Here is a 19,443-nt window from a genome sequence, read left to right on the forward strand (position 1 = left end):
TACCAAGTCAGGATGACCCATCTCATGGAATACCTATTTTCTAATGACTTTATCCGGCAAGAATGGACATCTCAGCGCATCAGCACTGCTAGAATGGTCGCTTATTCAAATGCAGGTGAAGCGTCATGAGCGATCAGCGCAAGGGCCCGGAGGCCGATCCCGTCACTCATTTCGGCTACCAGAGTGTGCCGGAAAGTCAGAAAGCTCAAAAAGTGGCCGAAGTGTTCCACTCGGTTGCAGCCAAATATGACGTGATGAATGACTTGATGTCTGCAGGCGTTCATCGCTTGTGGAAACGTTTCACGATCGAACTGTCCGGGGTTCGAAGTGGTAACCGCGTGCTGGATATTGCTGGCGGCACAGGCGACCTGACTAAACAGTTTTCCCGCCTGGTGGGCCCACGTGGTGAGGTCGTGCTGGCAGATATCAACGACTCGATGCTAAAGGTCGGTCGTGATCGCCTGATGGACGAAGGTATTGCCAACAATGTCAGCTTCGTACAGGCAGACGCTGAAAAGCTGCCCTTCCCAAGCAATCACTTTGATTGTGTGACCATCGCCTTTGGATTGCGTAACGTGACCCACAAGGAAGCCGCTATCGCATCCATGCTACGCGTACTCAAGCCGGGCGGGCGTCTTCTGGTACTGGAGTTCTCCAAGCCGACCAGCCAGCTCCTGTCCAAGGCCTATGATGCTTACTCCTTCAGCCTTCTGCCGTTCATGGGCAAGCTGATCGCCAATGATTCGGCCAGTTACCGTTACTTGGCGGAGTCGATTCGCATGCATCCTGATCAGGACACGCTTAAAGCCATGATGGAAACCGCTGGATTTGAGCGCGTGACCTACCACAATATGACAGGTGGCATTGTTGCCTTGCACCGTGGCATAAAACCCTGATGATCCTACTGACCCAGGCCGTACTGGCTGCGCTGGAGCGCGGCCTGAATCCCATACTGGCAATGGACGCTGTGGCGGGCCGCCGTCTTGCACGCCTGCAAGGCAAGGTCATTGCCATAGATTGTGCGGCTCCACGTTTCACCCTGTTCATCCTTCCGGCCTATGATGGTCTGCATTTTGCCGCCCACCATGAAGCAGAAGTCGACTGCACGCTGAAAGCACCTGCGTCTCGATTGGCTCAGCTGGCCTTGAGTCAGAACAAAACAGCGATCTTGCACAGCACCGATGTAACGCTTGAGGGGGATAGTGCAGCACTGATAGAGCTATCCGATATCCTGCAGAGCCTGGAGCTGGACTGGGAATACGAACTCTCTCGCTGGCTGGGTCCAGTGCCAGCTGCACTGCTTGGACAATTCGTCCGAAAAGGGCGCGGGTGGACGGATCAAAGTCACGAGAGTTTGCGTCAAAGCCTGTCTGACTGGCTAGCTGAAGAAAGTCGCACGCTGGTTGGACGTCGGGAAGGTGATGCTCGCTTTGCGGAAATCGATGCCTTGCGTCTAACTGTAGATCGTCTCGAGGCGCGTATCGCCCGCCTTGCTCAACGCAGACATAAATAACCAATGAAGCTGTTTGCTGCCCTTCGACGCCTACTGCGTATTTTCCTGGTTGTTGTTCGCTACCGCCTGGATGATCTGGTTTATGCGCTTCCACTGCCCTGGTATTTACGCCTGACAGGTTACTTTCTGCCATGGCGTTGGTTGCCTCGCCCTCGCAAGTCGCTGTCCCGAGGTGCTCGGTTGCGCCTTGCGCTAGAAGGTCTGGGCCCTGTTTTTATCAAGTTTGGCCAGATTCTTTCTACGCGCCGCGATCTTTTGCCGGAAGACGTGGCCAATGAGCTTATGTTTCTCCAGGACAAGGTTCCTCCCTTTCCTGGGGAGAAAGCCATTGCGCTGATCGAGTCTCAACTGGGCGCGCCCATTGCCCAGGTTTTCAGCCGCTTCGATATTACGCCGCTGGCCTCCGCTTCCGTCGCGCAGGTACATGCAGCACAGCTCCGAACAGGTGAAGAGGTAGTCGTCAAGGTCGTGCGACCAGGCCTGAAGCCTGTCATTTCTCAAGACCTAGCCTGGCTGTTTCTGCTGGCACGTATGGCAGAACGCGTTTCGGCCGAAGCGCGCCGTCTGCACCCCGTCGAAGTCGTCACGGATTATGAGAAGACCATCTACGATGAGCTCGATCTCTTACGCGAAGCAGCCAACTCCAGTCAGCTCAGAAGAAACTTCGAAGACTCTTCTCTGCTTTACGTTCCGCAGGTTTACTGGGACTGGTGTCGCCCTCGGGTACTGGTCATGGAGCGCATCTATGGCATTCCTGTGACCGACCTGAATGCCCTCCGAGACCAAGGCACAGATTTCAAGCTCCTGGCCGAGCGAGGGGTCGAGATCTTTTTTACCCAGGTGTTTCGCGACAGCTTTTTCCACGCGGACATGCATCCTGGCAACATCTTTGTCAGTACGGCGCACCCCTGGGATCCGAAATACATCGCGGTAGACTGCGGCATCATCGGGAGCCTTACACCCGAGGATCAGAATTATCTGGCCAGAAACCTGATGGCGTTCTTTCAGCGCGACTACCGCAAGGTAGCCCAGCTCCATATCGATTCAGGCTGGGTGCCGGCAACTACGCAGGTCAACGAGTTCGAAGCAGCGATTCGAACCGTGTGCGAGCCGATTTTTGAAAAACCACTGAAAGATATTTCGTTTGGCCAATTGCTACTGCGTCTGTTTCAAGTGGCACGCCGGTTCAACATGGAGATTCAGCCTCAGCTGGTACTGCTTCAAAAAACGCTTCTGAATATTGAAGGGCTTGGACGCCAGCTTTATCCTGACCTGGACCTGTGGGCGACAGCCAAACCCTATCTTGAGCGCTGGATGCGCCAGCGCATGGGACCTACCCAAGTACTACGCAATATCCAGCAGCAGATCGAGCAGATCCCGCATCTGGCCCAGATGACCCGTGACACACTGGAGCGCATCACCCAACCCCACCGCAATGATCCACCCAACCCGTGGGGAAGACGAGACAACGCCTGGTTGCCCCGGCTATTTGGAGTCCTGCTGATTGGCGGTGCCTTCCAGACTGGATTTCAGTCCACGCCTGAAGGCTGGCCCGCCTGGATCATGCTGGTAACAGGCATCTATCTGGTCATTCGTGGCTAGGCAGGTCGTACCAGCGCTGTCAGACTAATAATGTGTGTAATTTGCCGGGTAGACCATGAAAGACTGGCTTGAAGAAATCAACTGGAACAGTGACGGACTCGTACCGGCAATCGCTCAGGATTATCAGAGCGGGCGCGTCTTGATGATGGCCTGGATGAACCGTGAATCCCTCGCTTTGACTGTAGCTGAGAATCGTGCCATCTATTGGTCACGTTCAAGGCGTAAGCTATGGCGTAAGGGGGAGGACTCGGGTCATGTACAGAAGCTGCATGAGCTGCGTCTGGACTGCGATGCTGATGTCGTCATCCTCATAGTTGAGCAGTTAGGTGGTATTGCCTGTCACACAGGACGTGAAAGTTGTTTTTATCGTCGGTTTGAAGAGGGAGCCTGGAAAACGATTGATCCAGTTTTGAAAGATCCCGACGCGATATACACGCCAGGTCATAGCCATGAGTGATACGCTAAACAAAATTGCAGAGGTGCTTGAATCCCGCAAGGGCGCAGCGCCTGAAAGCTCCTATGTCGCCAGCCTCTACCACAAGGGGCTGAACAAGATCCTTGAAAAGGTAGGAGAAGAATCCATAGAAACCATCCTGGCGGCCAAAGATGCGGCCAGCAATGGAGACTCGACGGACCTTATCTATGAAACGGCAGACCTCTGGTTTCATAGTATGGTCATGCTGGCTGCGCTAGGCCAACATCCGCAGGCAGTGCTTGATGAATTGGATCGCCGCTTTGGGCTATCTGGACACGCTGAAAAAGCTGCTCGATCCGAATCCTGATTCTTGATGAGGTAATGTTATGGGTATTTTTGACTGGAAACACTGGATCGTCATCCTGATCGTTGTGGTACTGGTATTTGGTACCAAACGCCTTAAAACCCTAGGCACCGATGTAGGCGAGTCGATCAAGGGCTTCCGTAAGGCGATGAATACGGAAGAAGAGGAGAAGCCTGCGCAAGATCAGCAGAAGCCTCCACTCAATCAGCCCCATACGATTGACGCTCAACACCACAAGGTTGAAGAGCCCGTCCGTAAGGATTGAGTACCTATTATGTTTGGCATCAGCTTCAGTGAGTTAGCCCTGATAAGCCTGGTCGCCTTGCTGGTTTTAGGCCCAGAGCGCCTGCCAGGCGCTGCACGCACTGCAGGCCTGTGGATCGGTCGTCTCAAGCGTAGCTTCAATAACATACGGCAAGAGGTAGAACGTGAAATTGGTGCCGACGAAATACGGCGCCAGCTTCACACTGAGAATCTCTTGTCCTGGGAGCAACGCGACAAGGCCCGGCAAGAGACAGGTAATCCAGCACCGTCGACTGAAACACCTACGCCGCCCAGCGATGACTCATCTGTCGTCAAGGATGACTTACCTGTCGTCAAATCGGCTCCGCCCAGTAACGTGACTCCGCCCCCCAGCGAGTCAAAGGATCAGCCTTCTCCACCGCGAGCCCCATGAGCGAAAAAAAACCTGAATATGAAGACCAGGAAATGCCTCTGGTCTCTCACCTGACTGAACTGCGGTCACGCTTGCTGCGCTGTGTGCTGGCGACGTTCCTGATTTTCGCCTGTCTGTTCTACTTCGCCCAGAAGATCTACGCTTTCGCGTCGGAACCTATCCGCAGGTTTCTGCCAGAAGGCGCTACGATGATCTCGACAGACGTCACGTCGCCGTTCCTTGCGCCCTTCAAGTTGACGCTTATTGTTTCCCTGTTTCTGGCCATGCCCGTCATCCTTTATCAAGTCTGGGGATTCATTGCGCCAGGTCTTTACAAGCATGAAAAGCGCGTCGCGCTTCCCTTGCTGATTTCAAGTATTTTGCTGTTTTACGCTGGAATGGCGTTTGCCTATTTCCTGGTCTTCCCGCTGATTTTCCACTTTTTCTCAAGCATCACGCCGGAAGGCGCCATGATGATGCCGGACCTGAACAGCTACTTGGATTTCATCCTGACGCTATTCTTTGCATTTGGCGCTGCCTTTGAAATCCCTGTCGCAACCGTTCTGCTGATCTGGATCGGTATCGTCGATGTGGCCTACCTCAAGAAGATACGTCCGTACGTCATTATCGGATGCTTCGTAGTAGGTATGATCCTGACGCCACCGGATGTGCTTTCCCAGACCATGCTGGCGATTCCCATGTGGCTCCTGTTTGAAATTGGCCTCCTGTTTGGACGCTTCGTTCGAAAACGTGAGCCACACGAAGAAAAGACCTCGCACGAGGATCAGCCACCAGCGACTCATTCGTGAATCTGCTGCTGCTAGAACAGGAGGACTTCGTCGGAGACAATGAAGTCCTCCTTAAAGACCGGCGCTTTGCCCACCTGAAAGACATTCACCAAGCTGAGCGTGGTGATTCACTGAGGGTCGGCATGTTGAATGGTTTGATGGGCGAAGGCGAAATTCTTGACCTCACGCCTGATTCAGCACGCATCAAACTCCAGCTGCACCAACCTGCCCCGCCTAAACTGCCAATAACACTCATTTTGGCGCTGCCGCGACCCAAGATGCTGCGTCGAGTATTGCAAGGCATCTCTTCGATGGGTGTAGCCCGGTTGGTTCTTATCAACAGCTATCGGGTTGAAAAGAGCTTTTGGCAAACCCCCTTTCTTGACCCATCCGCTATTCGAGAGCAGCTGATTCTTGGCTTGGAGCAAGCACGAGATACCGTTTTACCTGAAGTCATCATAGAGAAACGGTTCAAGCCCTTTGTCGAAGATCGTCTTCCATCATTGGCAAAAGGGACGATTGGGCTGACTGGCCATCCTGGTTATTACCCACCCTGCCCTCGTGAAGTAAAAGGCCCCGTAACGCTGGCAATCGGCCCGGAAGGCGGCTGGATCCCTTATGAGGTGGATAAGCTGCAAGAGGCAGGGCTTGACCCTGTTCAACTGGGTGAACGTATCCTGCGTGTAGAAACAGCCGTTACAGCGCTCCTGGCCCGCCTGTTCTAACATCTGTCGCCAATAAAAAAGCCCCAGCCATATTCTGACTGGGGCTTTTCATATGCCTTCTCAACCTTAGCGAGCAGGATTCACTGCAAGTGAAGCACTGTCTGCGTCCGGAAGCGCACTTGTTTCGGCAGATGCAGATACGGGCAGAATGCGTCGGTACGCCTCCACCCAACGATCACGTGCTTCACCTGATTGCCACACCTGCAGATGCAGACGCGACATTCCAACAGGATCGCTCAAGATAGCCCACTGTGCATCCGAGTGCTTCTCGGGACCGTCTGCTAGTACTTTTTCTAAGCGCTGCTGACGTAGTGCTTCGGCCTGAGGCACAACCTTGGCATGTCTTGCCTTGGCCATTCCACATGCCAGTGCGTTAATCAGCGGATCGACTACGGCCTGCAGGAAACCATGACGAAGAACGGTTTGGTTGTTCTGCTGCAAGTACTCGTCGGTCGCCATCAGCTCACGGGGCGGATTGTATTCTTCCGGAATCAGGAAGAAGCTGGAACGACGCGCCGCCATGCCGTAATTGGTACGGCTTGAAATGACTGACACCGGAGCGGAAAGCATTAGTGACACCACGATAGGTGATAGCCACCAGAGGAAACGTGGGTCTAACCAGGCTACACCAGCCGTCCAGATAATACCTAGCAGCATTTGTGAGCCATGACGCTTGAAGGCCTCGCTCCAAGGCGTAGCGTCATCGTCACGCTGAGGCGAGTTCCACTGCACTGACCAGCCCAAGAAGGCGGCAGTCACGAATACCGTATGGAACAGCATGCGTACAGGTGCCAGCAGAACCGAGAACAGCATCTCCAAGAGCATCGAACACAGCAACTTGAAACCGCCGCCGAATTCTTTTGCCCCCTTGGCCCAGATCAGGATGACGCTGAGCAGCTTTGGCAGGAACAACAGAATCAACGTGGTCGAGAACAAGGCAATTGCCTGCTCGGGATGCCACTGTGGCCAGACCGGGAACAACTGCCTTGGCTGCAGGAAGTACTGCGGCTCCATGAGCTTGTGTACGGCTAGAAGTGCAGTGGATAGTACCAGGAACAGGAACCAGAGCGGTGCCGACAAATAAGACATCACACCGGTTAGGAATACGGCCCGGTGTACCGGGTGCATACCCTTTACCAGGAACAGCCGGAAATTCATCAGGTTGCCATGGCACCAACGGCGGTCACGCTTGAGCTCATCCAGCAGGTTAGGCGGAAGCTCTTCGTAGCTACCGGGCATGTCGTATGCAATCCAGACTCCCCACCCTGCACGACGCATCAATGCAGCCTCAACGAAGTCATGGGAAAGGATGGCACCTGCAAACGAGCCTTTACCGGGTAGAGGCGCCAATGCGCAATGCTCGATGAACGGCTTCACGCGAATGATTGCGTTATGTCCCCAATAGTGGGATTCACCCAGCTGCCAGAAATGCAGGCCCGCCGTGAAGAGCGGCCCGTACACCCGGGTAGCAAACTGCTGGAGACGCGCATAGAGCGTATCCATACCTGAAGCTTTGGGTGCGGACTGGATGATACCTGCTCGCGGATTAGCTTCCATCAGGCGCACAAGGCCCGTGAGACATTCACCGCTCATGACGCTATCAGCATCCAGCACGACCATATAGCGGTACTGGCTGCCCCAACGGCGGCAGAAGTCATCGATATTACCGCTCTTGCGCTTCACACGGCGGCGACGACGGCGATAGAAAATCTTGCCGTAACCTTTTACCGCATGGCAGAGCTCAAGCCAGGACTTCTGCTCGGCAACACATTTGTCCGGATTGTTACTGTCACTCAGGATAAAGAAGTCGAAATGCTCAAGCTGCCCGGTCGCCGCTACAGACTCATAGGTCGCACGCAAACCGGCAAACACCCGGGCGACGTCTTCGTTGGCGATCGGCATGACAATGGCGGTACGCGCCTCAGGCGCAATCACTTCGTCCCCGACAGTACTGGCGGAAATACTGTACTTATCCCGTCCGGTCAGTAGCTGCCAGAAGCCCATCAGGGCCGTCCAAAAACCGGCAGAAACCCAGCAGAATAAGGTTGCAAACAGCAGAAGAATACTGGTCTGCAACACATAGGGAAGCACTTGTCTGGCAGACTCCAGAAGCCCTTGGTCCCAGACCTCTCCAAGATCGACCAGTGACCACCCTTGATAGGGCAGAACAGCTTTCATGTACCAGGTAGCGATACCTGTTTGAAGGAGCATGAGCACCAGCAGGATGAAACGACGGAAAGCCCCTACTTTGCGCCAGTGAGCGTGTGCGTCCGCCTCCTCATCAGGTACCTGACGAGCCTCCTGTTTGCGACCCAGCAGACGATGCCATATACGTACTACGGGATTGGTACGCCATGGCTCCGGCAACATCTGGGACCGCGTGATGGCAGGCATGGTACGGATATTGGTCCGCCCCTGAGCATCAACGGTAAGCAGGTCACCTTCGGACAGGGAATCACCCCAACCCATTTTCAAGCGTGCCTCTACAGAACTCAGTGCAGGATCATTTCCAACAGACTCAGTGGACGCAAGCTTTCCATGCAGGGAAGCCAGGCCCTCAGCGTCGGTACTGCCTACACCGCTCGCGAGTTGCTGCCGCTCGGCCTCCCCGAGCGGCAAGCGCTCGAGGTAGTCCTGAACGGGTGTTGTTTCTTTACGGTTATTCATTGGCAGGCAACTGATAGCTCCAGGTTTCGGTCAGCGTCTTATCGCCTTCCGCCAACGCAGCACGTATCTCTACGGGCTTGGTAGCGTCCTTGACCTTCAGACGCAGCGTCAAACGCCAGCCTTTGGTGACAGGGTTATAACGAACATTGTTTTCAATCAGATCACCATTGTCGTTAAGGCTGACCTGCGAGGCCACCTGTGCACTTTCCGGCAGGTTCTTGAGAACCGGGCCTTCAAAGTCAATGATGAAGGCGGTGCTTCCATCTGCCTGGCGAACCAGATTGGGCTGCTTGACGTCGCCGGTCGAGAGGCGAGTTTGCTGAACCCAGGCCACATCAGGCGAGTGCAGAGCAGGCTCGTCCATGGTGAAATGCAGACGATAGCTCAGATCAATCGGCTCACCGGCCTGAGGTATGGTGTCTGGTGTCCAGAAGGCAACGATGTTGTCGTTGGTTTCGTCTGGTGTCGGTATCTCGACCAGCTCGACTTTGCCTTTGCCCCAGTCACCCTTGGTTTCAACCCAACCGCTTGGCCGCAGATCGTAACGATCATCCAGATCTTCGTAACGGCTGAACTCACGGCCGCGCTGTAGAAGACCGAAGCCCTTGGGGTTTTCGACTGTATAGGTGCTGATGGAAAGACGCTTGGGATTATTCAGCGGACGCCAGATCCACTCGTCATTACCCGCATGAATGGCCAGGCCATTGGAATCGTGCAGGGCTGGACGATAGTTGACCTGCGGGCTTGGCTGATTGGGTCCGAACAGGTACATGCTGGTGAGTGGCGCAATGCCCAGCTTGCCTACATTATCGCGCAGGTAAACGCGCGCCTGCACATCAACTGTGCTGTCGCTACCAGGGGTAACGACCATCTTGTAGGCACCCGTAGCACGGGGAGAATCCAGCAAGGCGTAAATCACCAAGTTACGGCGGTCCGGCTGTGGGTGCTCGACCCAGAACTCACGGAAGCGAGGGAATTCTTCGCCGGACGGCAGGGCGGTATCGATCGCCAGTCCACGCGCAGACAGGCCATACACTTGATCCTTGCCTACTACACGGAAATAGCTGGCGCCCAACATGGTCACAAACTCATCCTGCTTGTCGGGCTTGTTCAGCGGATAGGTTATGCGGAAACCGGCAAATCCCAAATCCTTGAGGGCAGCCTGATCCAGCTGCAGATTGCCGAAATCGAAATAGGATGGATCGTACTTGACCTCGTTGACACCCGTTGCCGTAACTTCATTGATCTTCACTGGCACGTCGAAATGCATGCCCTGATGATAGAGGTTCAGCTGGAACGGTGTTTTCTCTCCAGACCAGAGCGCCTTGTCCTGGCGGAAACGGATCTGCTGGTAATCAGCGAACTTCATGTCACGGAGAACGGCAGGCAGATTGCTCTTGGGCGCAGCAAATTTTTGTTCGGCAAGGCTTTTGGCCTGCACTGATACGTCATCGAGGCTAAACGCCCAGGCCTTGGCCCCAAACATTGCCATGATGGCCGTAAAACTCAGCACGATGGCCTTAGCCTTACCTGGCTTGGAATTAGTATTCAAATACAACGCAGCCCCCTTAATCAGCGTACGAATCGTTGAACGACGCATGGCCATTCACGGATAAGCAGTCGTCGGACTGACAAGATCGCGAATGATTCCGCTCAAAGCGTGTCGGTCGTTCCAAACTGCGCAATCATAGACACTTCCAGAAAACCTGTAAGAGTCTGTTGCTCAAATAGATAATAAAAATGTTACCGGACCATCATTGGTCAGTGAAACTTGCATATCGGCCCCAAAACGACCTGTTGCCACATGGGCATGGCGGTAACGCGCAAGTCCTACCAGATGCGAGAACACCGCCGCGCCCTGTGCAGGTGGCGCTGCGGTCGAGAAGCTCGGACGCAAACCACTTTGTGTATCCGCCACCAGCGTAAACTGCGAAACCAGTAGCAACCCACCTCCTGCATCCGTAAGCGAGCGATTCATTCGCCCTTCCGCGTCCGAAAAAACCCGGTAATTAAGAACCTTGTGCAGCATTTTTTCGCAAGTTACTTCATTGTCAGTCGGCTCTATGCCCACCAAGGCCAGAAGCCCCTGGTTGATCTCACCGACTATCTCACTATCTACCTCTACACGCGCCTGCGTGACGCGCTGTATAAGGACTTTCATTCAGCCTCCGGGGGAACATCGAGCAACTGTCGTGCCATGGCATCGGTTGCACGTACCAAGGCATCACAGATGCCCGGTTCGCCACCGGCATGACCAGCGTCGCGCACGATTTGCAGCTCACTATTAGACCAGGCCTTGTGCAAGGCCCAGGCATTATCCAGCGGACAGACCACGTCATATCGTCCATGAACGATGACACCGGGAATATGGGCGATCTTGGGCATATCCCTGATCAATTGGTTGGGCTCAAGAAACGCATTGTTGACAAAGTAGTGGCACTCTATGCGCGCAATGGACAATGCGTGCTCTGAAAATCGCTCGACCACATCAGGATTTGGTCGAAGCGTCGCCGTACGCCCCTCCCAACAGGACCAGGCTCTGGCAGCGCCCATCTGGGCAATTTCATCAGGGCAACTGAGCCGCTTGTAATAGGCCTGCATCAGGTTGCCTCGCTCCTGTTCAGGAATCGGTGCGAGATAGTCTTGCCAGTAGTCGGGGAACAAACGGCTCGCCCCATCCTGATAGAACCAGTGGAAGTCCTCAGGCCGACATAGAAAGATGCCTCGAAGGATCAGGGCATGTACACGATCCGGGTGCGTCTGCGCATAGGCCAGCGCCAGAGTCGATCCCCAGGAGCCGCCAAAAAGTACCCATTTTTCAATTCCCAGATGCTTACGGATACGTTCCATATCAGCAACCAGGTCCCAAGTTGTATTGCGCTCCAGACTGGCATAAGGGGTTGAGCGCCCGCACCCACGCTGATCGAATGTGACAATCCGGTAAAGGCTTGGATCAAAGAACCGCCGGCTCAACGCGTCGCAGCCTGCACCGGGTCCTCCATGAATGAACAGCACAGGCAGGCCATCCGGTGAACCGCTTTCGTCCAGATAAAGGACATGAGGATCATCTACAGCAAGTGTGTGGCGGGCGTATGGCTTGATTTCCGGATAGAGGCTGTGCATGTTACTCCCCTTCGGGCTTGTCAGTGGCGATAAAGCATCGTCGTATTTGTCCGTGCTATAGCCATCATAGCGCTAACCTAACCAGGAAAAGGAATTCTCGTAATGCGTTTGACCACCTGTCTGCTCATTTCTTCACTTCCGTTATTTATCGTGGGCTGCAAAAGCGATCCTCAGCAAGCACTCGACAAGGCAGCTGATCAATTGCAAGCCAACTTGGAAGCCAAGAAAACCGGAGCGGTATATGAACAACTGCACCCACAGTTTCTGGCCCAGCAACAGAACGATCGTGCGTGGGCCCGCCAAACCATGGCAGGTATGTTTCTAAAATATCGCAATATCCATATCGTTACCTTCCGCAAACACAGTCAGATCGATGCCACTTACCAGAACAAAGGCTATACGGATGCCGAGGTAGGCATGACAGGGGCTGAAGGCCTTCTGCCTGATGCGGCCCGCCACTACAGTGTAAGGCTGGAGTGGTGGAAAGAGGGCGACGACTGGAAGCTGGCGCGAGCGGATTGGCAGTAAATGATTGTTATACCCCACGTGTACACTCACGTACGAGACACACTCATTCTCTGATCGGAACGTTTCCATGTCTTCAGCCGACTCTGTACACCTGCTGATTATCGATCCACAAAATGATTTTTGTGATATTGCGGATGCTGCGCTTCCCGTCCCAGAGGCAAGTGCCGATCTCCGAAAGGTTGCCAGCTTAATCCACATGTGGGGACACAGGCTGGACGCCATTCACGTCACGCTGGATTCTCACCAACCTTTGCACATAGCGCATCCGTCCTGGTGGCAGGATGCCGAAGGGCACTCCCCTCCTCCGTTCACGGTTATTTCTGTAGATGATATCGAGCAGGGCCGCTGGACAACCTGCGTGTCGGAAAAGCAGAGCTATAGCCTTGAATATGTTAAAGCTCTGGCCGAACGTGGACGATATCAGTTGACCATATGGCCGGAGCATTGCCTGATCGGAAGCTGGGGGCATAATGTCTATACGCCCCTGCTTAAAGCACTCAATGAATGGGGCAGGACGCGCTTGAAGACGGTCCATTACATTCCGAAGGGCAGCAATCCCAACACAGAGCATTACTCCGCTATTGCCGCTGAAGTGCCAGATCCTGACGATCCAGGTACACGATCCAATACCCATCTGTTGAATCAACTGGAACAGGCTCAGACTGTACTGATCGCCGGCGAAGCACTCTCTCACTGCGTCGCAGGAACCGTAAGAGATATCGCGGATCACTTGGGCGAGACCAATCTTCACCGCCTCGTGCTGCTCACCGACTGCTCGCATGCAGTATCCGGCTTCGAACATCTGGCGGAACGCTTTATTGAAGAAATGAAGGCAAAGGGCGTCAGGTGCCTGACCAGCAAAGAGGTTGAGCCCCTACTCGCCGCGTCATAAGACGTACATAACGATCGGCCATCGCTTCGTGCAATGGCCGATACGCTTTATTTCAACTCATACAGACCGGTATAAGTTGCGGAGGCGATCTGGTTCAGATGCGTCATGAACCGTGCTACTGCATTGGTAGCCTCTGCCGGCACAGGCAGGCTTTCGACTGCCAGCGCATGGATTTGAAAGATATACCGGTGCGCTTTATCGCCTTTTGGCGGCGCGGCACCACCAAATCCAACGGTTCCATAGTCATTGCGCAGCTGTAGAGCCCCTTTTGGCAGCAGGCTTCCATCCGCGTGGCCTGCGCCTTCCGGCAAGTTTGTGACATCGGCAGGTATGTTCACCACCACCCAGTGCCAGAACCCGCTGCCGGTTGGAGCGTCGGGATCGTACACCGTCAAGGCGAAACTCTTGGTTCCCGGCGGAGGATTCTCCCACATGAGCGCAGGTGAAATATTTTCACCCGATACGCCAAAGGCCTCAACATCAAATTCCTGGCGTTTTGACATCAAACCATTATCAGCGAACGCATTGGTCCACAGGCGAAACTCCGAATCGGCCATGCTTGCCCCCTTTAGTTGGATGGCTGGCCTCGCCAGACCAGCCTGGATGTATCAAATCCTTTGGCTTTAGCGATGCCAAGAAAGGTATCGCGCTGCTGCTGGGTGATCTCGGCTGAGCGAGATAGGAACCAGAGATACTTGCGATCAGGGCTCCCTACCACGGCATTATGGTATTCAGGGTCAATATAAAAGACCCAATAAGGGCCCTTGGCTATATTGGGAAATACGCCGCTGAACCAAGTATCGAAGCGCACTTCCAGTCGGTCCGTTACACCAGGCTTCATTGGCGAGGCAACACCGGTCGCCTGATCCCAGTCGCCAGAGTTCGTCAGACAGCGATTGAGCACCGCAACATTCCCATCGTCACGCAGATGGTAATGCGCCTCGGACTGAACGCAGCTGCGCTGGAAAAACATGGGCAGGCGCGCCTGCTCATACCATGTCCCCTGATAGCGCTTCAGATCAAGCGAACCGACGGTTTCAGGCGGTGGTGTCTTGGTCGAACTGGCACAGGCGACCAACAACCCTGCCGCGCCAGCCAGTAGTAAAAGCTTGGTAGATGTTTTCATCGCAACCCCTGTCCTGCATACATGACAACCTTGTCGTTGACATACTGCACGCTGATGAACGCGGAAGACTGATCACCCCATGTGCAGCTTGATAACCCCAACGCACCGGAACACTCTGTAGGTTTGCCCAATAGCTCTTCGACCTCGGCCTTGGTTTGGCCAGCCTTGAGCCGATTGTAATTTTCCTGATTGATCTTGCTGCAGCTGATCAGCCACAAGCAACTCAGCATCACTGCGAACACGCGAAACTTCATTCTGACTCCTAACCTGGACCGGAGGGCTGACACCATCCTCACTCTCTGATGAACTCCTGACCGAGCCCTTTCAAATGCCCGTTATCATCTATGGTCCAGACTTCAGAAGTAGGCGGCATATCGACGCGCAGCCCCTCATCGACCAGGGTGGCACCATAGGTTTGCGGGGAAGTCGCATCGCCCGTGACCGTCACACGCCATGCGACTTCCTCCGGCGCGATTTGCAACTTGACCTGACCTGCATTGAGACTTTTCCACTTGCCTTCAAAATCGTCATGACTGCCACAACCGGCGAGAAGAACCGATGTAAAAAGCATCAGTAAAAATGATTTCATAGCAGTCCCCATCTCCCTCAGCAGCATTTAGAACCTAACCTTATACAAGGGGTTCGGTATTTCCGGGCAATAAAAAACCCCGCTTGAGGCGGGGTTCGCTTTTGAATCAACCCTTAGGCAGCGATCTTGCCCTTGAGCTTGTTCATTGCATTTTTTTCGAGCTGACGAATACGCTCAGCCGATACGTTGTACTTGGCAGCCAACTCGTGCAGTGTAGCCTTGTCTTCAGCCAGCCAGCGCTGGTAAAGGATGTCACGGCTACGCTCATCCAGGCCTTCCAACGCCTCATGCAGATTGGCCGAAGAGTTATCGCTCCAGTCAGACTCCTCCAGCTGACGAGCCGGATCGTAGCGATTGTCTTCAAGATACTGCGCGGGCGATTGGAACGCCGTATCGTCGTCTGCATCGGAAGCCGGATCAAAAGCCATATCCTGGCCCGTCAGACGACTTTCCATTTCGCGTACTTCACGCGGCTCGACGCCCAGCGTGCTGGCAACCGCCTGAACCTCGTCATTGTTCAGCCAGGCAAGACGCTTCTTCTGGCTACGCAGGTTGAAGAACAACTTGCGCTGGGCCTTGGTAGTAGCCACTTTCACGATGCGCCAGTTACGCAGGATGAACTCGTGTATCTCAGCCTTGATCCAGTGGACGGCAAACGATACGAGACGAACACCCATTTCAGGGTTGAAACGCTTTACAGCCTTCATCAGGCCGACGTTACCTTCCTGGATCAGATCTGACTGGGCCAAACCATAGCCCGAATAACTTTTGGCAATATGTACGACAAAACGCAGGTGCGCGAGCACCATTTGCCGTGCCGCCTCTAAATCCTGGTTATAGAAGAGGCGTTCGGCCAGTTCGCGCTCCCGCTCCGGCGTCAGCATGGGAATGCTGTTCACAGAGTTGACATAGGCCTCCAGGCTAGCGCCAGGAACCAATGTTGGAACAGGTTGCAGAGAATTGGTCATGCGAATCCTCCGATTCACTTATGCACAGGGCAGTGTATCACTGAAGAATCAGACAGAAAACAAGACTAACAGTTCCCTAAAAAAGAACCTATAGCCTTTAAAATCAATCACTTAAATAGTCACTATCAATCAAATCGATAGCTTTACATCATAATTTGAGACAGTTGTTTGATTCATGAATCGGCGCCCTTATCGGGGCGCCAACTCTCTCAGATGGCGAGCCACCGCCAGCCAGGCGCCAATGTAACCCAGCAGTATTGCACCAATAAGTAACTGGATGCCTTCATCCATGGACACACTGGCAAGCGCAAAGTCGCTGCTGTAAAGACCGGCCAGCTCGATAACAGCCTCGTTAAGCCAGTTCAAGCCAAAAGCCAGCAGTGCCCAGGCTGCAATACCGGCGCCTATCCCGTACATGGCGCCCATGTACAGGAAAGGTCGCCGCACATAACCGTCAGTACCGCCTACCAACTTTATGACCTCGATTTCGGTCCTGCGGTTTTCGATGGCCAGACGAATTGTATTCCCGATGACGAGTAGCAGGGCTACGATCAGAACGACTGTAAGCCCAAACACGAACCGCTCGCCCAGCTTCAGAATGGCGGTCAGTCGCTCAACCCATTGCATATCGAGCTGTACCTGCTGTACGCCAGATAGCTCAGCCAGACGACTGCGCAGCATGTCCAGCCGACCTTTATCAATCTCCTGCGGCGTCACGGAGATCACCGAAGGCAACGGGTTTTCCGGCAGTTCCTTCAAGGCTTCGCCCAGACCAGCCTGCTGTTGAAGCTCTTGCAGAGCCTCGTTACGTCCGATCCAGTGCACCTCACTGACATCGGGTAGTGCTGCAATCTGTTCCTGTAATTGCTTGCCTTGAGCTTCGTCCAGATTAAGGTCAAGAAAGACAGAAATTTGGGCCGCGCGCTGCCATGAGCCGCCGAGCCGCTCCACATTGTTCAGCAGCAGCGATACACCCATCGGCAACGCAAGGGCAATTCCCATAACCAGACAGGTCAGAAAGCTTCCGATCGGCTGTCGGCCCATCCGCCACAGACTGTCACGCAAGCCAATGAGATGCGCTTCGAAATAGGCATGTAACGGGCTGCGCCAATCCTGCTTCGGCTTGGCTGTCTTGCGACGTTTGGGCTTTTCCGGTTTTTCACCCTGTACGTCGCCGCGTGGAAGTTCCTTGGCACTCATGTAGGACTCTCCTCATCCCCGATCAGACGGCCACGCTGCAGCGTCAGCATACGATGACGCAGGCGTGCGATCAGGGCATGGTCGTGGCTGGCAATCAGTACAGTGGTGCCAAGGCTGTTGATGTCCTCGAACACACCCATGATTTCGGAGGCAAGCCGCGGATCGAGGTTACCGGTTGGCTCATCCGCCAGCAGCAAGGCTGGTCGATGTACGACAGCCCGCGCGATCCCGACGCGCTGTTGCTGACCGGTAGACAGGTCCGACGGATAGTCTTCGAGCTTGTCCTTCAAGCTGACCCGCTCCAGCGCCATGGTCACACGTTTGGCAATCTCGGCCTTGGACAACCCCAGGATCTGTAGAGGCAAGGCTACATTGTCGAACACGGTACGGTCGAACAGGAGCTGGTGGTTCTGAAACACCACACCAATCTGACGACGCAGGAACGGAATCTGCGCATTGCTGATCCGCGAAATATCCTGTCCAGCCAGCGAAAGCTTGCCACTGGTGGGTCGCTCCATTGCCAGGATGAGGCGCATCAGGGTGCTCTTGCCGGCACCAGAGTGACCGGTAATGAACAAGATCTCCCCGCGCTCCGCACGGAACGATAACTCATGCAAACCGATATGCCCGTTCGGGTAACGTTTACTGACCCGATCGAAATGAATCATGTCGTCTCCCGCTCAGCGAACAACGCTCGAACGAAGGGCTTGGCTTCGAACTCACGCAGATCGTCAATGCCTTCACCGACACCGATGTAACGGATAGGCAGGCTCATCTGCTTGGCCAGCGCGAAAATGACGCCACCCTTGGCAGTACCGTCGAGCTTGGTCAGCGCAAGGCCGGAGAGCGGAACGGCAGCATGGAATTGCTTGGCCTGATTCATGGCGTTCTGGCCGGTACCTGCATCCAGCACCAATAAAGTCTCATGCGGGGCGGATTCGTCCAGCTTGCCAATGACGCGGCGCACCTTGCGCAGCTCTTCCATCAGGTTGTCTTTGGTATGCAGACGACCGGCCGTATCGGCAATCAGAACATCGACACCGCGAGCCTTGGCAGCTTGTACAGCGTCATAGATCACCGAGGCGGAGTCAGCGCCGGTATGCTGTGCAATCACTGGAATGCGGTTACGCTCTCCCCAGACCTGTAACTGCTCGACCGCTGCGGCACGGAACGTATCGCCAGCGGCCAGCATGACCTTCTTGCCCTCAAGCTGGAGCTTTTTAGCCAGCTTGCCGATGGTCGTGGTTTTGCCAACACCGTTCACGCCAACAACCAGAATGACGAAGGGTTGAGTAGCCTTATCGATAACCAACGGTTGCTCAACAGGCGTCAACAAGCCAGTTAACTCTTCCTGCAATGCCTGATAAAGCGCCTCGCTGTCCGCAAGCTGTTTACGCGCTACCCGCTGGGTGAGGTTTTTCATGATGGTGGTCGTCGCCTCGACACCCACATCTGCCGTCAATAGCCGGGTCTCTAGCTCATCGAGCAAATCATCGTCGATAGCTTTCTTGCCCAGAAACAGGCTGGCCATCCCTTCGCCAATGCTGGCGCTGGTCTTGCTCAGCCCTTGCTTGAGGCGAGCAAAGAAGCCCAGTTTTGTCGGTGTCGCGGGCTGTGGTGCCTGCTCCGGCTCCGGTTCCGGTTCTGCGTCTACTCCTGGTTCTGGCTCAGGCTCCGGCTCTGCAATCGGCACGACAGGCTCGGCTACTGGCTCAGGCTCAGCAACAGGCTGGAGCTCGGCTGTCCTCGATTCGTCCAGCCGCTCGGGCTCAATGAATACAGGCTCAACAGGCGCCAGCATAGCAGGCTCAGGCTCTGGCTCAACTGCAGGCGCTTGCAAAGAAGGCTGCACCGTTTCAGGCTGGCGTGGCGGCTCAACCGGCTGCGCCTGAATCGGCTCCGGCTGAAAGGTTTTTACGCTTTCGTCCTGCTCGGCTACCGGTGCGGGCGCTTCGGCCTCCTCAGCAGGCGGCAGCTGGGTTGAAGGAATAGCGTCAGCCGGCTCGGGGACCGGCTCCGGGTGTACTACCGGCTCGACAGCCGTTTCCGGCTTGGCCTCGGTTGTCTCCTGCGGCTTCTTGCGAAACCAGCTGAAGAACCCTTTCTTTTCCCCTGCGGGAGGGGACTTTTTATCGTCGGAACCAAACATGCAAAGGTCTATCTCAAGGGGCGGGCACGCTGTGGCAAATCCATAAAGATGTGCTGCCAGGCGTGGCCGGCATGAAAAGGGATGCGTATCCTAGCACCTCATCGCTTGCTGGCGCTAAAGACCGGCAAGCCCTGGAATG

General features: G+C 54.7%; 23 protein-coding genes. 11 read left to right on the plus strand and 12 right to left on the minus strand.

Annotated features, from left to right (window positions below; all coding sequences use genetic code 11):
• The first annotated feature begins 125 nt into the window (after window positions 1-125).
• From ubiE to QWJ10_RS03130, 9 genes are read left to right on the plus strand one after another with little or no spacing between them, the layout of a single operon-like run.
• Entirely contained in the window at window positions 126-896 is a 771-nt protein-coding gene (gene ubiE, locus QWJ10_RS03090; protein WP_019363977.1) for a bifunctional demethylmenaquinone methyltransferase/2-methoxy-6-polyprenyl-1,4-benzoquinol methylase UbiE, read from the plus strand.
• Window positions 896-1,513 (plus strand): SCP2 sterol-binding domain-containing protein, encoded by a 618-nt coding sequence (locus QWJ10_RS03095; protein WP_197872142.1) that lies wholly within the window; start codon window positions 896-898, stop codon window positions 1,511-1,513. Before ubiE ends, QWJ10_RS03095 begins: the two co-directional genes overlap by 1 nt.
• A gap of 3 nt (window positions 1,514-1,516) precedes the next feature.
• A complete protein-coding gene (ubiB, locus tag QWJ10_RS03100) occupies window positions 1,517-3,115 on the plus strand; it encodes a ubiquinone biosynthesis regulatory protein kinase UbiB (protein ID WP_010797016.1) in 1,599 nt (532 codons plus the stop codon).
• A gap of 55 nt (window positions 3,116-3,170) precedes the next feature.
• Window positions 3,171-3,572: a phosphoribosyl-AMP cyclohydrolase gene (gene hisI / locus QWJ10_RS03105; RefSeq protein WP_010797015.1), complete on the plus strand. Its 402-nt coding sequence runs from the start codon at window positions 3,171-3,173 to the stop codon at window positions 3,570-3,572.
• Entirely contained in the window at window positions 3,565-3,897 is a 333-nt protein-coding gene (locus QWJ10_RS03110; protein ID WP_010797014.1) for a phosphoribosyl-ATP diphosphatase, read from the plus strand. The genes hisI and QWJ10_RS03110 overlap by 8 nt, the downstream gene beginning before the upstream one ends.
• 19 nt (window positions 3,898-3,916) lie before the next feature.
• Window positions 3,917-4,159 carry a twin-arginine translocase TatA/TatE family subunit gene (locus tag QWJ10_RS03115; RefSeq protein WP_019363975.1) on the plus strand — a complete coding sequence of 81 codons (243 nt, stop codon included), beginning with the start codon at window positions 3,917-3,919 and terminating at the stop codon, window positions 4,157-4,159.
• A 9-nt stretch (window positions 4,160-4,168) separates the two neighbouring features.
• Window positions 4,169-4,570 (plus strand): Sec-independent protein translocase protein TatB, encoded by a 402-nt coding sequence (gene tatB, locus QWJ10_RS03120; RefSeq protein WP_150348051.1) that lies wholly within the window; start codon window positions 4,169-4,171, stop codon window positions 4,568-4,570.
• Window positions 4,567-5,358: a twin-arginine translocase subunit TatC gene (tatC, locus tag QWJ10_RS03125; protein ID WP_125887270.1), complete on the plus strand. Its 792-nt coding sequence runs from the start codon at window positions 4,567-4,569 to the stop codon at window positions 5,356-5,358. Before tatB ends, tatC begins: the two co-directional genes overlap by 4 nt.
• Window positions 5,355-6,062 carry a 16S rRNA (uracil(1498)-N(3))-methyltransferase gene (locus QWJ10_RS03130; protein WP_019363973.1) on the plus strand — a complete coding sequence of 236 codons (708 nt, stop codon included), beginning with the start codon at window positions 5,355-5,357 and terminating at the stop codon, window positions 6,060-6,062. Before tatC ends, QWJ10_RS03130 begins: the two co-directional genes overlap by 4 nt.
• 66 nt (window positions 6,063-6,128) lie before the next feature.
• Here the strand turns inward: QWJ10_RS03130 and mdoH are convergent, their stop codons facing one another.
• The 4 genes from mdoH to pip form a co-directional block, all read right to left on the minus strand.
• Window positions 6,129-8,729 (minus strand): glucans biosynthesis glucosyltransferase MdoH, encoded by a 2,601-nt coding sequence (gene mdoH / locus QWJ10_RS03135; protein WP_289924231.1) that lies wholly within the window; start codon window positions 8,727-8,729, stop codon window positions 6,129-6,131.
• On the minus strand, window positions 8,722-10,221 hold the full coding sequence (locus QWJ10_RS03140; protein WP_100217696.1) for a glucan biosynthesis protein G: 1,500 nt from the start codon (window positions 10,219-10,221) through the stop codon (window positions 8,722-8,724). The genes mdoH and QWJ10_RS03140 overlap by 8 nt, the downstream gene beginning before the upstream one ends.
• Window positions 10,222-10,452: 231 nt before the next feature.
• Window positions 10,453-10,890: a D-aminoacyl-tRNA deacylase gene (dtd, locus tag QWJ10_RS03145; protein WP_289924232.1), complete on the minus strand. Its 438-nt coding sequence runs from the start codon at window positions 10,888-10,890 to the stop codon at window positions 10,453-10,455.
• The gene (gene pip, locus QWJ10_RS03150; RefSeq protein WP_289924233.1) at window positions 10,887-11,852 is read right to left on the minus strand and encodes a prolyl aminopeptidase; all 966 of its coding nucleotides are present in this window, start codon (window positions 11,850-11,852) and stop codon (window positions 10,887-10,889) included. Before pip ends, dtd begins: the two co-directional genes overlap by 4 nt.
• Before the next feature lie 102 nt (window positions 11,853-11,954).
• Between pip and QWJ10_RS03155 the strand changes: the two genes are divergently transcribed.
• Both QWJ10_RS03155 and QWJ10_RS03160 read left to right on the plus strand, forming a co-directional pair.
• A complete protein-coding gene (locus QWJ10_RS03155) occupies window positions 11,955-12,380 on the plus strand; it encodes a hypothetical protein (protein ID WP_122043490.1) in 426 nt (141 codons plus the stop codon).
• Window positions 12,381-12,447: 67 nt separating this feature from the next.
• Window positions 12,448-13,272: an isochorismatase family protein gene (locus tag QWJ10_RS03160; RefSeq protein ID WP_289924235.1), complete on the plus strand. Its 825-nt coding sequence runs from the start codon at window positions 12,448-12,450 to the stop codon at window positions 13,270-13,272.
• A 47-nt stretch (window positions 13,273-13,319) separates the two neighbouring features.
• Here QWJ10_RS03160 and QWJ10_RS03165 read toward each other — a convergent pair whose 3' ends face one another.
• The 8 genes from QWJ10_RS03165 to ftsY all read right to left on the minus strand — a co-directional run bounded on the left by QWJ10_RS03165 (window position 13,320) and on the right by ftsY (window position 19,304).
• Complete coding sequence (locus QWJ10_RS03165; RefSeq protein WP_289924237.1) at window positions 13,320-13,829, minus strand: YbhB/YbcL family Raf kinase inhibitor-like protein; 510 nt, start codon at window positions 13,827-13,829, stop codon at window positions 13,320-13,322.
• An 11-nt stretch (window positions 13,830-13,840) separates the two neighbouring features.
• Window positions 13,841-14,398 carry a lipocalin family protein gene (locus QWJ10_RS03170; protein WP_010797002.1) on the minus strand — a complete coding sequence of 186 codons (558 nt, stop codon included), beginning with the start codon at window positions 14,396-14,398 and terminating at the stop codon, window positions 13,841-13,843.
• Window positions 14,395-14,652: a hypothetical protein gene (locus QWJ10_RS03175; RefSeq protein ID WP_019363965.1), complete on the minus strand. Its 258-nt coding sequence runs from the start codon at window positions 14,650-14,652 to the stop codon at window positions 14,395-14,397. The genes QWJ10_RS03170 and QWJ10_RS03175 overlap by 4 nt, the downstream gene beginning before the upstream one ends.
• A gap of 38 nt (window positions 14,653-14,690) precedes the next feature.
• On the minus strand, window positions 14,691-14,987 hold the full coding sequence (locus tag QWJ10_RS03180; protein ID WP_289924241.1) for a hypothetical protein: 297 nt from the start codon (window positions 14,985-14,987) through the stop codon (window positions 14,691-14,693).
• A 113-nt stretch (window positions 14,988-15,100) separates the two neighbouring features.
• Complete coding sequence (gene rpoH / locus QWJ10_RS03185; protein ID WP_010796999.1) at window positions 15,101-15,955, minus strand: RNA polymerase sigma factor RpoH; 855 nt, start codon at window positions 15,953-15,955, stop codon at window positions 15,101-15,103.
• 189 nt (window positions 15,956-16,144) lie between these two features.
• Complete coding sequence (gene ftsX, locus QWJ10_RS03190) at window positions 16,145-17,155, minus strand: permease-like cell division protein FtsX (protein WP_289924245.1); 1,011 nt, start codon at window positions 17,153-17,155, stop codon at window positions 16,145-16,147.
• Complete coding sequence (ftsE, locus tag QWJ10_RS03195; RefSeq protein WP_010796997.1) at window positions 17,152-17,823, minus strand: cell division ATP-binding protein FtsE; 672 nt, start codon at window positions 17,821-17,823, stop codon at window positions 17,152-17,154. Before ftsE ends, ftsX begins: the two co-directional genes overlap by 4 nt.
• Window positions 17,820-19,304, minus strand: coding sequence for a signal recognition particle-docking protein FtsY (gene ftsY / locus QWJ10_RS03200; RefSeq protein WP_289924250.1), 1,485 nt, complete (start codon window positions 19,302-19,304; stop codon window positions 17,820-17,822). Before ftsY ends, ftsE begins: the two co-directional genes overlap by 4 nt.
• Between the last annotated feature and the right edge of the window lie 139 nt (window positions 19,305-19,443).

Source organism: Pseudomonas sp. WAC2 (assembly GCF_030403525.1).
Lineage (GTDB): Bacteria > Pseudomonadota > Gammaproteobacteria > Pseudomonadales > Pseudomonadaceae > Chryseomonas > Chryseomonas luteola.

Excerpts from the sequence above, each read along its gene's own strand:
- pip (WP_289924233.1), bottom strand. The coding sequence starts at position 11,852 with ATGCACAGCCTCTATCCGGAAATCAAGCCATACGCCCGCCACACACTT.
- ubiB (WP_010797016.1), top strand. The coding sequence starts at position 1,517 with ATGAAGCTGTTTGCTGCCCTTCGACGCCTACTGCGTATTTTCCTGGTT.
- mdoH (WP_289924231.1), bottom strand. The coding sequence starts at position 8,729 with ATGAATAACCGTAAAGAAACAACACCCGTTCAGGACTACCTCGAGCGC.
- ftsE (WP_010796997.1), bottom strand. The coding sequence starts at position 17,823 with ATGATTCATTTCGATCGGGTCAGTAAACGTTACCCGAACGGGCATATC.
- tatC (WP_125887270.1), top strand. The coding sequence starts at position 4,567 with ATGAGCGAAAAAAAACCTGAATATGAAGACCAGGAAATGCCTCTGGTC.
- QWJ10_RS03110 (WP_010797014.1), top strand. The coding sequence starts at position 3,565 with ATGAGTGATACGCTAAACAAAATTGCAGAGGTGCTTGAATCCCGCAAG.
- hisI (WP_010797015.1), top strand. The coding sequence starts at position 3,171 with ATGAAAGACTGGCTTGAAGAAATCAACTGGAACAGTGACGGACTCGTA.
- tatB (WP_150348051.1), top strand. The coding sequence starts at position 4,169 with ATGTTTGGCATCAGCTTCAGTGAGTTAGCCCTGATAAGCCTGGTCGCC.
- ubiE (WP_019363977.1), top strand. The coding sequence starts at position 126 with ATGAGCGATCAGCGCAAGGGCCCGGAGGCCGATCCCGTCACTCATTTC.
- QWJ10_RS03180 (WP_289924241.1), bottom strand. The coding sequence starts at position 14,987 with ATGAAATCATTTTTACTGATGCTTTTTACATCGGTTCTTCTCGCCGGT.
- QWJ10_RS03175 (WP_019363965.1), bottom strand. The coding sequence starts at position 14,652 with ATGAAGTTTCGCGTGTTCGCAGTGATGCTGAGTTGCTTGTGGCTGATC.
- QWJ10_RS03165 (WP_289924237.1), bottom strand. The coding sequence starts at position 13,829 with ATGGCCGATTCGGAGTTTCGCCTGTGGACCAATGCGTTCGCTGATAAT.
- QWJ10_RS03095 (WP_197872142.1), top strand. The coding sequence starts at position 896 with ATGATCCTACTGACCCAGGCCGTACTGGCTGCGCTGGAGCGCGGCCTG.
- ftsY (WP_289924250.1), bottom strand. The coding sequence starts at position 19,304 with ATGTTTGGTTCCGACGATAAAAAGTCCCCTCCCGCAGGGGAAAAGAAA.
- QWJ10_RS03160 (WP_289924235.1), top strand. The coding sequence starts at position 12,448 with ATGTCTTCAGCCGACTCTGTACACCTGCTGATTATCGATCCACAAAAT.
- ftsX (WP_289924245.1), bottom strand. The coding sequence starts at position 17,155 with ATGAGTGCCAAGGAACTTCCACGCGGCGACGTACAGGGTGAAAAACCG.
- QWJ10_RS03155 (WP_122043490.1), top strand. The coding sequence starts at position 11,955 with ATGCGTTTGACCACCTGTCTGCTCATTTCTTCACTTCCGTTATTTATC.
- QWJ10_RS03140 (WP_100217696.1), bottom strand. The coding sequence starts at position 10,221 with ATGGCAATGTTTGGGGCCAAGGCCTGGGCGTTTAGCCTCGATGACGTA.
- QWJ10_RS03170 (WP_010797002.1), bottom strand. The coding sequence starts at position 14,398 with ATGAAAACATCTACCAAGCTTTTACTACTGGCTGGCGCGGCAGGGTTG.
- dtd (WP_289924232.1), bottom strand. The coding sequence starts at position 10,890 with ATGAAAGTCCTTATACAGCGCGTCACGCAGGCGCGTGTAGAGGTAGAT.
- rpoH (WP_010796999.1), bottom strand. The coding sequence starts at position 15,955 with ATGACCAATTCTCTGCAACCTGTTCCAACATTGGTTCCTGGCGCTAGC.
- QWJ10_RS03115 (WP_019363975.1), top strand. The coding sequence starts at position 3,917 with ATGGGTATTTTTGACTGGAAACACTGGATCGTCATCCTGATCGTTGTG.